The sequence below is a fragment of the Blautia sp. AM28-27 genome, from assembly GCF_003480905.1.
Taxonomy (GTDB): domain Bacteria; phylum Bacillota; class Clostridia; order Lachnospirales; family Lachnospiraceae; genus Fusicatenibacter; species Fusicatenibacter saccharivorans.
Genome location: NZ_QUJK01000003.1, coordinates 288,821 through 299,897 on the forward strand (window position 1 = coordinate 288,821; position 11,077 = coordinate 299,897).

The following is an 11,077-nucleotide window of genomic DNA, read 5'->3' on the forward strand; positions in this document are numbered from 1 at the left end:
AGAAAAAAAGAGTTATCAGAAAAACAATGAGTGAAGCCACTGTTTCAAGAAAACAGCGTAATAAAAATTTCTGATAACTCTATCTGATTATTTTAGGCCGCAAAGCCTTTTTAATAGTTCTTCATCGCTGACCTTATAACGTGCAGCATTAAGGTGTTCCTTAAGCGGACTGTCATCCGGTACAGCCTGTTCGAGTGCTTTTCGCTTCAACTCCGTATCCGCATGGGCATAGATAAGCGTAGTTTCAAGATTAGAATGGCCCAGCCATTGAGAAATTAAGGTTAAATCTACTCCATTCTGATACAAGATCATCGCCCAGGAATGACGGAATAAATGCGGATGCACATTTTCAGGCACTTCTTTACAGATTTCACGTGCCTGTTTGCCATATTTTCTAACCAGTTGCCTTACGTTATCTTCGGTCATGCGTTTTTTCATTCGGCCCCGTGTAACGTAGAACAGATGCTGCTCAGAAAATAAATGTTCCTCTGGATGAAACAGTGCAAGATATTGTTTCAGGTGCTGCACCACATCATCCCGCAATGGTATTGACCGAGTTTTCGCCCCCTTTCCGTGGATGGTCACTTTAGGATGTCTGCCTAATTGTATATCACAAAGGCGGATGTCAACGAGTTCCTGAACACGTGCCCCGGTTTTATAGAGAAACAGAAGCAGAAATGCGTCTCTTTTTCCTTTTTCCGTGAAAGTGTCGGGCTGCTTCAGGATTGCATTAACAGCGTCTTCACTCATGTGCTCAACAATGGTTTCAGGCTCTTTTGCCTTTTTTACTTTTTGTATTTCCTCTAAATAGGAAATTACAGTGATGTCCTCTTGTGCTGCATATTTATAGAAAGCACGGATGCAATGCAGACGGTGGTTCCTTGTAGATATACTGCAATTACGTTCTGTTTCGAGATAATCCAAAAATTCCGAGACAGCATTACGGTCAATCATCTCAAAAGTGATTTCACTTAAAGAGATATTCCGCTTTGTCTTGATGAAATCGAAAAGTAATTCCAAAGACTTACGGTAAGAACGTATTGTATTTGGGCTGCATTTTTGTTCATCCGGCAACGAAACCAGCAGGAAATCGTGGACAAGGGAGAATAACGGGGTTAACGTGCCCATATGTCCACCTCCATTCCAATGCGGTCAATGTTTTCCCACTGTACTCCCGGAGATACCATAAGGCGTTCCGGCAGGATGTGGATGTAATAAGCGGTGTCCGAAAACTTTTCATGTCCCATATAAGCACGAAGGTAAGGGAGCATCGCATAAAGATTCCTGCCTTCATCCATCCAGCGTTGCAGAACTGTCGATGCAAATCGGTGGCGGAGATCATATGGCCTTAAACGTGGCAATAGTTTTGGGTCAACTTCTGGATGTGCCGCTGCCCAGCATGATTTTACAAGTGCGGTCAACTGCCATGATTTCAGGGCAGAGGAGTCTGTATGGATAAAAAAATATTCATTCCCTTTGTCGAAAATAGCTCTTTGGGAACGGTACTTTTTCAGCAGCAGCAACATATCATCAGAAGCTACGACGATCCGTTCTTTCCTGCGTTTGGTTTTTGTGATGAAAAGCTCGCCGGTTTTGAAATTGACATGCTCCAGCTTTATGTTTCTGCCCTCGTTTGGTCTTAACCCGCATGAATAGAGCAGCCGCAAAAGGACGGATGCTGTTTCGCGAAAGAATGGGTCATTTTTATATTCCATCGTATCGGCGGCATGAAACAATGCAGCAAGTTCACTGTCTGTCAGGATGTATGGCAGATAGTCCGGCGTTTTGGGTACACAACTCATCGGCAGTATATAAGCCGATACGCCGAGATATTTTGCAAATAAGCGTATGGCGGTTGCCTTGCTGCTCAGACAGGAACGGCCTCTTGCGATTTCGTCGTAGAACCAGCCACGGACAACTTCTTTTGTCAGCTCGGTTTGTTCCGGGCAGTGTTCATAACAATACCTGTCGAAATGCTGCAGTTGCTGTTCATGCTCATTGGAGTAGCCCATAGCGGAACGAAACTCAAGATATTCCATGATAGAGGGCCTAAAAGCACTTTTAAATTCTTTCATAAATGACCGCCCCCTTTTTCCGGCATGAAGCCTTCTAAATTGAGGGCACATTCTTTCAGATGCGTGCTGTCTAAGGAGATATATTGTTTTGTCGGCTCAATGCCGGAATGACCTAAAACCTGCGAAACCGTAGTGACCGGCACACCAGATATTACCATGTTGGTGCCCACAGCACGCCGCAGCCCATGAAATGTACATTTCGGAAGTCCGAGCTTTTCCCGGTAAACATTAAATGTCTGATAAGGCAGAGTACGTCCTAACTGTACGGCCGGGGATTTTGCACGTAAAAAAACAAACGGAAGGTCACTTTTCGGACGGCCATTCAATATATAGTCCTGAATGGCTTCTCCAACGTCTGTCGTCAAAGGAAGCGCAAGCGTTTTCCCCGTTTTATGTTGTGTGATCCGGATTTCCCCGTTAATCCAGTCAATCGCATCAAAAGTCAGGTTTATGATGTCAACAGACCTTATCCCAGTGACAGCCGCTGTCATAATCATTGCATAATCACGCCTGCCCATAGCGGTGCTACGGTCAATCACATCCAGAACAGCGGCGATTTCATCCAGAGGGACAGGTTTTTTCACCTTATGTTCTGTAGGGGTTACAAAAGACAGCGTATCTGCAAAGCTGTTGCCCGTAATTCCTATTTCATATAGATACAAATGCAGCTTTTTAAGAGAACGCTTGATGGTATCAATACTATTGAGTGTCATGCGCCTGGAACAATCCATGAGATATTTTCTGATAATACTGTCATCCACCCGCGCAAATGAACCAATCCCATTAGCCAAAAGCCATTTGAAATAAGGGTTTGCAACCTGTCTGATACTGCATTTGGTTTTGTCGTTCCATTCCCCGTAAGCCCTGATACCGGTTAAAAGGTCTTCGTAGTATGGGGAAAGAGCAGACGGAACCCTCCGGGCATATAAAGTTATAGAGCCTTTTTCATGGTATTCGGTCAGGTAATCAGCAGTTTTTGTAAGGAACATAAATCGTATTTTCCCGATTTCCTTTTGCTGATAGCGGTTCTCTGCGTCCCGGATAAACAGGGATATAATTTCAGGGCTGTAACAATCATATCCGTTCTCATGGTGCAGTTGGACAATCTTTTGCAGGGCAAATTCTTTTTCCCGGATACTTCGGTGGTTATATCCATTTTGCAAAAAGATGTCGGCTGTTTGAGCTGCAAGATTTTCAATCGTTGATTGAATCAAAATAATCACCATCCTTAATGATAGTCAGGCACAAGCCTGCCAATATCATTATGACAGTAACTATTAACAAATGGCAGATACCTTATCAGAGTTATCAGGAATCATGAAGCCAACACATATCTAAAAGCAAGGATTCCGTTCAGTAATTCCTGATAACTCTTTTTTTCTGATAAGGGCGTTTATCATGAATTCATGATAAACGCCCAAATGTATAAAAGTGCTGCTGCCAGTAGCTTGTGTTGATGTTCGCGTAGGAGATCGGGTCCCCGCAATGGATCATCATCCCGTTACCCACATAGATTCCCACATGGCTTGCGCCGCTGGTATTGTAGGTCCCCTGGAAGAAGATCAGGTCGCCGGGCCTTGCATCGGCGCTTGATACAGGCGTACACACGCCTAAAAGCCCGTCTGCGGTCAGGCGTCCGAAATTCCAGCCCACGCCGCAATGATTGACTACCCAGGAAACATAGCCGGAACAGTCAAAGGAAGTGGAAGGGCTTGCGCCGCCCCATACATACGGATAGCCTAAATACTTTTCAGCCTCCGCAAGCATAGCCGCAAATTTTTCATCCGCAAGGGCCTCCGGTGGAACATCATAGTCAAAATAATTCCCTCCGCCTCCTGCGCCTGCTGCCGGCAGATGCCGCTCGCTGGTATCGCCGGTATCGGCAAAATACAACGGGTTCCTATACTGTCCGTCAACCAATACCTCCAGGTGCAGGTGCGGCCCGGTGGAGTTTCCGGTGCTGCCGACCTTTGCGATCACATCCCCGGCCTTTACCTCCTGTCCGGCAGATACTAAGATTTGTGAACAGTGGCCGTATTTGGTGGTAAGGGAGTACCCCTCGTAAGCCTCGCCCTCAATGGCGACGCACAGGCCATAGCCGCCCGCGTTTCCTGCCAGCGTGACCGTGCCGTCATGCCCGGCTAAAATCTCCGTGCCCTGGGGCATCCCGATGTCAACGCCGGTATGGTAGTTCTTTTCCCCGCTGATCGGGTGTACCCGGTAGCCGTAGTAGCTGGTGACATAGGGCAGCCAGTTGGTGCCAAACACATTTTTCACATACTGCCGGTTTCCTTTGGTCTGCAATAGAATCTCGCAGATTTCTTTCTGGTCTGCGTCCATGCGTGAAACCACCAGGTTTTCAAGCGGCATGGAAGTAAGCGTTACATTTAAGATGTGCCACTCATAAGGCACTTTTTCTTCGGTTTCCTCGCCGGTCTCCGGGTCAATGCTTGTTTCTGTCCGGTAGCGGATTTCCGTTTCCTCCGTGAAGGATAGGGAATACTGCCCGTTAAAAAGCTCCCGGAGGACGCTCTCAATCTGTGCATAGGTGAAATCCTGATACGCAGAGGTGAGATACCCCATCAAAACATAAGGGTCATGCTCAATGGGGCCGATATTATAGCGGTATTCGTCATAACCGGGCCGGTCCGATTCCACACGGTTGATCTGCATCTGCAGGTCCGTTTCCCACTCGGTATATATAAGCTCCGCATTGTTGATGTCCGCATCGTCCGCCAGATAAGTAGAGGCAGCAAGGCTTCCCAGCCCTCCGGTTCCGATATTGGAAAAGGAAGAAAACAGGGATGTAATCAGGAAAAATACCAAAAGGAGCAGAACCACGATTCCGCATATAACCGGGTGGCGCTTGATGGCATGAACCACGCCGGCAGCGATCTTCTCCGTGGTAACGGCGGTGTCCTTTGCACGCTTTCCCGCTTTTTTCGCTTCCCTGGCTGCTTTGGCATACTGGCGTTTTATTTTCTGTTTCTGCCACATCCGGGCAAGAAGATTTTTCTTCAGCTCTGGGTTATCTTGTAATGTCTGCCGGTAGGCAAGCCGGGCATTGGTCCTGGCTGATTTCTGCTGTAATTTTGCCACCCTGCGGTATGGCGCGGTCTTATGCCTGTGGTATGCCATGCGCAGCCCCGACTCGCTTACAAGCTCGGTGCGGTGGGCTGCTTTAATGCCGACATTTTCATTCTCCGCCTGGTAGATTTTTTTGTGGGCGTAGCCAACCGCCATGTTTGTGCCGGCCTTTACCGGGCGCATCGGAGCAGGACCCTTTACATGGGTCCTTTGGGATTTCACCTCCTTTTCAAATTTCAGGCGTTTTTTGACCTTGCCCGTATCAGGATCAGAAGATGTTTCCATCCGCAGCTTGCGGCGGGCAGGCAGGCGGTTTTCCGCCTGTTCCAGCTTTTCCGCTGTCCGTTCCGCTTTCCGTCTGGCTTGGGTGAGCTTTTTATCCGCTGTTTCCGGTGGGAGTTCGTCAGCGGCAAATTCCAGCTTGGAAGGCCGTTTTGGTTCTCCTTCGGCTGCCTCCGGTGGTTTCTCCTTTGGTTCCTCGGCTTTTGCCGCCTCCTGGAAACGCTGCTGGTATTTGTTGCCGTGCTGGTGCATCCGGGAACGGCGATCTGTCTGGCTGGATTCTCCCTGCGTGGAGTGCACTATATCAGAATTGCCGCTGTCAGAATCCTCACGCCAGGAATCCACATATCTGAAATCCCTCCGGCGCGGTTCCGGTGCAGAAGTTCCCGGTTCCAGAGGGTTCCGTGTTTCAGGTGCCCGTGCCGGCTCATGATCCATATCCCTGCTTTCCAAATGTTCCGGTATGGAAATATCCGCCTGCTGCGGTACATCCGCTTTGAAAGGCTGTGTATCATCCGCTGCCTGCTGTGCTGCGGTTTCATACCTCCGGCTCCGGGCCGTTCCCGAAGAAGAAGGGGCGTCCCTGACCCGCAGCAGGTTAAAATCCTGTTCGTTCTGCCGGGTGTCCATACGTTCCTCCGCATGGGAATCACGGACCGGCATCCGGGTATCTTTCTTTTTCCTCTGAAATTCTTTTTCCCGCGGCACTGTTATCACCTCCAGTCATTTTTATTTTCGGGAATTTATGCACCTGCCACTTCATCAGGCCGTGTTGTGAGTACGCTGTATAACAGGGTGTCTTTCGGAAAATGATCGACAAAGGGGATAATCACATTCCCGAAAAACAGAAGCCCTTCGCCGGGGCCGGAATGGGTCACATAGGAAAGCTGGTGCGGGGAAATCCCAAGCTGCTTTGCCAAAATCTGCCGGTCTCCCTGGGCCTGGTTCAGCATGTAGATAAAATCCGAGTTCTCAAAGATATTCTCGATCTCACGGGAGGCCAGCAGGTCCTTCACATTCTGCGTCAAGCCGCTCGGTATGCCGCCCCATTTACGGAATCTTTTCCAGATTTCCACGCTGAAACTTCCAGTCTGGCCTTTCAAAAGGAGATGGAATTCGTCGATATAGAACCAGGTCGTCTTGTGCTTCGAGCGATTGGCGGTGACACGGTTCCACACGGCATCCTGCATAATGAGAAGCCCGATCTCTTTCAGGGCCTTGCCCAGAGACTTCAACTGGAAGCAGAGTACCCGGTGGTTGTTCATGTCAATGTTGGACCGGTGGTTAAATACATTCAGGGAGCCATTGACGTAGATTTCCAGCGCCGTAGCGATATTCTGTGCCTCCGGCTCCGCCTGTTTCAAAAGCAGCTCATACAAGTCGCCCAGGACCGGCATATTTTCCGGGCGCGGGTCCTGCAAATAATCCCGGTACACAAGCCTCGTGCAGCGGTCAATGATGGTCCTCTCAATCGGAGAAAGCCCTTCCTTGCCGCCGATAATCAGGTCACACAGCGACAGGATAAAATCGCTTTTCAGTGTGATGGGGTTTTCATCATCCGAATAGTCCAGGTTAATGTCCATCGGATTGATATAGTTGGTGGAAGTCGGGGAAATGTCAATGACCTGCCCCTGGGCTCCAAACTGCTGTACCAGAGGTCCGTACTCATTTTCCGGGTCTGCAATAATGATGTCATCCTCCGTCAAAAGGAACACGTTGACGATCTCACGCTTGGCAGAGAAGGACTTGCCGCTGCCGGGCGTTCCCAGGAACAGGCCGTTTGGATTCTTTAAGTTCTTGCGGTTCGCCATAATCAGGTTGTTGCTTAAAGCGTTCAGGCCATAATAAAGCGCCTCGCCCTCCTGGAACAGCTCGCAGGTCGTAAACGGCACGAAAATGGCGGTGCTGCTTGTCGTAAGCCCACGCTCAATTTCAATCTGGTTCAACCCTAAGGCAAGAGAGGACATAAGCCCCTGTTCCTGCTGGTAGTCCAGACGTTTCAGGGCACAGTTATACTTCTGCGCAATACCGGAGGCAGACAGAATATCATTAAACAGCTTTTGCCGTTTGGAAGCGATATTCTCCACCAGCACCGTCACAAGAAACATGCGCTCATTCCGGCTCTGCAAATCCTGTAAGAGATTCTTTGCTTCTTCGCCGTAAGTGGCAAGGTCGGTAGGTATGATGTCCATGTCATAACCGGCACGGACCGCTTTCTTCTGTTCCTCAATGGTCATTTTCTGCAGATCGGACATCTTGCGTTTGATGTTCTTGATCGCCTGGGCCTGGTCAATAGACTGGATATGCAGGTTCACAGTCACGGCGTCATCCAGGTCTAAAAGCTCCGCCAGCAGCCGGTCCGTCAGTTCCGGCGCTAAAATCTGCAAAAAGGACACCGCCCCGGAATGGTCGGCCACCCGGAAGGTCTTTCCGTCATTTGAGAACGACAGGCCGGAGGGCGCAATATAATCCTTTGTGGAGAGCCCGGTTTTCGGCAGGTCCGCCCAGGTAAAATGAAACTTTTCCTGCCCGTCCGGGTGTAGCTGGCTGTGAAGGAGCTCCAGGCGATCCAGCCCGTCTAACGGCTTTGCCTGTGCTCCCAGGGCTTTGAAATTTGCCAGCACATCAGCCTCGATCCGCTCCAGGCGCATCTTCGCAGTGCGGAGGTCGTCAGCCTCAATCCCAAAGGTGATATATTTCCGCTTTGTAAGGCCGTTGTTGCCTTTTTGGAGCTGGCTCTTTAACATATCCCCATACTCTCTGCGGATTCCGTCATATTCGTCGCCGCGGATGGGAATGTCGATACTGCGGGCAAAATCCTGCATATTGGCCCGCTGGTTGATGAAAGTAAGCTGCACATGGATCGAAGCGTCAAAATAATTGAGGAAATCACAGTAGCCCTCAAAAATCTGCGCTTTGTCATCCGCCTGTGCAAGCTGGTAGTTAATATCAAAAAACTGCACCGTCTTGGTGTAGAGCTTATCCGTCAGCCGGCAGATTCCATCCCGGTACATTTCCTTATAGGGAATACTCTGCTGGACCGTCTGCGGGGCGTCCGTTTTCAGCCCGGCAAAAAAGCCGCCCTTTTTAGGCGGCCTGGTGCGGACAGTCTTATTTCCGCTTGTCTTTGCGTCGGCCCTGGTCTTTTTTGCCTGCCTGATGTTTCTTTGCAGACGTTTTTCCTGGGCCTCCTGCTGTTTGGTTTTTGGCAATCCTCGTAACCTCCTTCTTTGACATGGATTTATACAGGTTTTCCGTCCGGTATGGCCGTTTCTTCGGCCAGAGCTTATGGCGGAGCCTGTTTTTCAGAAGTTTCTCCGCCGGCTGTCCGTCCCGCTCATACATGGCGAAAAAGAAAAAGGGCATCATAAGCCCGATCATCAACAGCACTGCCGCCGAGTTGCCGATAGCGCCGCGGGTAAGGAAATATACCGGCAGCCCCACCAGCGCGGCCAGGCTGAAACAAATGAGCTGGCGCTTCGTCAGGTTAAACGCCAGCTTGGTCTTGACTTTTGTTAAGTCTTTGGGTACGGGTACATAGGGCATGTAAATTCACCTCCATTCATGCTGTATCTTACTGATTCCGTTCCTGCATCGTGACCGTGGATTCCACTTCATTGCCCCACACATCCCAGCCGGGGGTCTGCTGTCTTGCAAAAAGCTCTACCCTGGGCTGGTCGCCCATGAGCTTCACAATCTTATCCCGTACCTCGTCCGGCTTTTTGCTGTGCTGCTCGATATGGGAGATCACAAACTGGTGGATTCCCGCGCACTGGCGTTTCGGGTGCCCCCTGGTCGCCAGTAAGCACACCTCCGCATTAGAGCGGGTCCAGAATCCCATCCCATAAAACCAGGAATCCGCTTTCCGGTTCTGTTTCAGCCAGAGGAAGGCCAGCGTCTTATATTTGAATCCCCATGCTTCGATCACCCGGAAGGCTTCATTGAGCTGTGGGAAGGTGGCCCATAGAAAAAGCGCACTGTCTCTGGCCGCAAGGTCTGTAACCGGCAGTGCGCATATTTCTTCTATGCTCATGGTGGGGTAATGGTTTTCCGCCACCCCATTGCCGCGTTTCATATCGTAACGCCAGGGCGGGTCTGCGTACACGATGCCATATTTTCCAGCCTCCGGCATTATCGGGCCTGCTCATTCTTGGCGGGAGCAGATTTTGCCGGCTGCGTCTTGACCTTGCCGGCATTATCCTTCAGGGCACCGGTCAGGGAAGGTTTCTCCGCCGCTCCCTTTGTCGCTTCAAGGGTGGCCTGCAAATTTTCAATCGCCTGGCCGTACCCTTCGATCAGGGCGTCGTTAAGCTGCCTGCGGAAATCCGCCGTCACCGGCCAGCAGACATCCCTCCATTTTCCCTGCTTATCCTGGGTGGAAGGCATGTTGACATACAGGCCGTTTTCACCGGAGCAGATGCGGAAGCCGTCAATCTTGAAACAGTCCCCAATCGTCACATTGGCGTAAGCCAGCAGGTTCCCCATCGGGGCAATCGGGCGCACAGTTACATCCAGCTTCAAGCTTTCACCCGTCTGTGCCTCCGGCTGCATGGGTTCGTTGTTTGTCTTACTCATATAGAAAAGTCCTCCTTCTTGTTAAAATATAGGTTGGTTACACGCTAATGCGAGTTAAAAATACTTTTGGATAGCGAGCCTGTCTTAAACAGGGCAAAGGCCAGCAGGACCGTATAGCCTGCCGTGCCCCAGATTGCGCCGTGAATGTCGCCGGAAGAAGGGATTGACTGGACCAGCACCGCATAAATTGCAACGCAGACCAGGATCAAAAACCCCTGGAAACCTAAAGCAAACAGGGAGCGCAGGTAATTTGTCCCCATCTGCCCCCATTCACGGTTTGCCATTGTGGAAAAGGGTATGGGTGCCAGGCTGACCGTAAGATATATTTCAATCATACGGCCATACACAATGACAAAGATCACGATGGACAACACCCACATGCACAGGTTGATAATGTTGGTCTCCAGCCACAGGCCGATCAGCTCCCACATCCCCATTGCTTCAAGCTGCGTTTCCAGGTCGGCCAGCGCAGCGGTGACGTCCATGTTCCCGTTTATCACGCCGGCGCTCTGGCTCACCACATTCTGGGCGACGTCAAACACCGCCATGACGATAGTAAAGCAGTTGGTGAGCAGGTATGTGGCAACAAAGGTTTTGAAAATCCACTTGAAGATGTTGAACGTATCAAAATCGTGCATGTTGTTCTTTTCCAGGATCATCTGGATTAGTTCATAGACAAGGACAAAAGTCAGGATAATTCCCGCAATGGGAATGACGACGGTTTCAGAAAGATTCTGGATCATGCTGAACACGTCGCCATTCCAGCCCTGCGGTGTCTGTCCTACCTGTGAGGCCACATCCGAGACCTGGCTGTTGACGGACTCAAAGATACCGGTGTATTGTCCTGTGATCGCTTCAATTAAGCCCTCTTTAATCCAGTCTGTTATCCGTTCAAACAGACTGCCCATCGGCTATTAACCGAACAGGCCGGAAAGCAGCGGGATCAGCGTGGCACCCACCAGCGCAATGCCGCCGCCAGCCATAAGCTGTTTCATGCCCTGGGATTTTGCTTATGTGTGATAAAGAAGTAATAGAAGTGTAAAAAATTTTGCCGTTCC

At 50.0% G+C, this 11,077-nt stretch carries 9 protein-coding genes and 1 pseudogene; all 10 read right to left on the reverse strand.

What is annotated here, in order from left to right; translation table 11 throughout:
* Window positions 1-87: 87 nt before the first annotated feature.
* Window positions 88-1,128, reverse strand: coding sequence for a tyrosine-type recombinase/integrase (locus tag DW743_RS07760; protein ID WP_117538732.1), 1,041 nt, complete (start codon window positions 1,126-1,128; stop codon window positions 88-90).
* Entirely contained in the window at window positions 1,116-2,075 is a 960-nt protein-coding gene (locus DW743_RS07765; RefSeq protein ID WP_117538731.1) for a tyrosine-type recombinase/integrase, read from the reverse strand. Before DW743_RS07765 ends, DW743_RS07760 begins: the two co-directional genes overlap by 13 nt.
* Window positions 2,072-3,289, reverse strand: coding sequence for a tyrosine-type recombinase/integrase (locus DW743_RS07770; RefSeq protein ID WP_117538825.1), 1,218 nt, complete (start codon window positions 3,287-3,289; stop codon window positions 2,072-2,074). The genes DW743_RS07765 and DW743_RS07770 overlap by 4 nt, the downstream gene beginning before the upstream one ends.
* A gap of 190 nt (window positions 3,290-3,479) precedes the next feature.
* Window positions 3,480-6,152, reverse strand: coding sequence for a CD1108 family mobile element protein (locus tag DW743_RS07775; protein WP_117538730.1), 2,673 nt, complete (start codon window positions 6,150-6,152; stop codon window positions 3,480-3,482).
* A 35-nt stretch (window positions 6,153-6,187) separates the two neighbouring features.
* A complete protein-coding gene (locus DW743_RS07780) occupies window positions 6,188-8,617 on the reverse strand; it encodes a VirB4-like conjugal transfer ATPase, CD1110 family (RefSeq protein ID WP_416388106.1) in 2,430 nt (809 codons plus the stop codon).
* On the reverse strand, window positions 8,556-8,990 hold the full coding sequence (locus DW743_RS07785; RefSeq protein ID WP_006861294.1) for a PrgI family protein: 435 nt from the start codon (window positions 8,988-8,990) through the stop codon (window positions 8,556-8,558). Before DW743_RS07785 ends, DW743_RS07780 begins: the two co-directional genes overlap by 62 nt.
* 28 nt (window positions 8,991-9,018) lie before the next feature.
* A complete protein-coding gene (locus tag DW743_RS07790; RefSeq protein ID WP_006861293.1) occupies window positions 9,019-9,576 on the reverse strand; it encodes an MT-A70 family methyltransferase in 558 nt (185 codons plus the stop codon).
* Entirely contained in the window at window positions 9,576-10,019 is a 444-nt protein-coding gene (locus DW743_RS07795; protein ID WP_006861292.1) for a SpoVG family protein, read from the reverse strand. Before DW743_RS07795 ends, DW743_RS07790 begins: the two co-directional genes overlap by 1 nt.
* Window positions 10,020-10,063: 44 nt before the next feature.
* Window positions 10,064-10,927: a VirB6/TrbL-like conjugal transfer protein, CD1112 family gene (locus tag DW743_RS07800; RefSeq protein WP_117538728.1), complete on the reverse strand. Its 864-nt coding sequence runs from the start codon at window positions 10,925-10,927 to the stop codon at window positions 10,064-10,066.
* 6 nt (window positions 10,928-10,933) lie between these two features.
* A pseudogene (locus DW743_RS07805) lies at window positions 10,934-11,029 on the reverse strand (Maff2 family mobile element protein); the annotation flags it as partial.
* Between the last annotated feature and the right edge of the window lie 48 nt (window positions 11,030-11,077).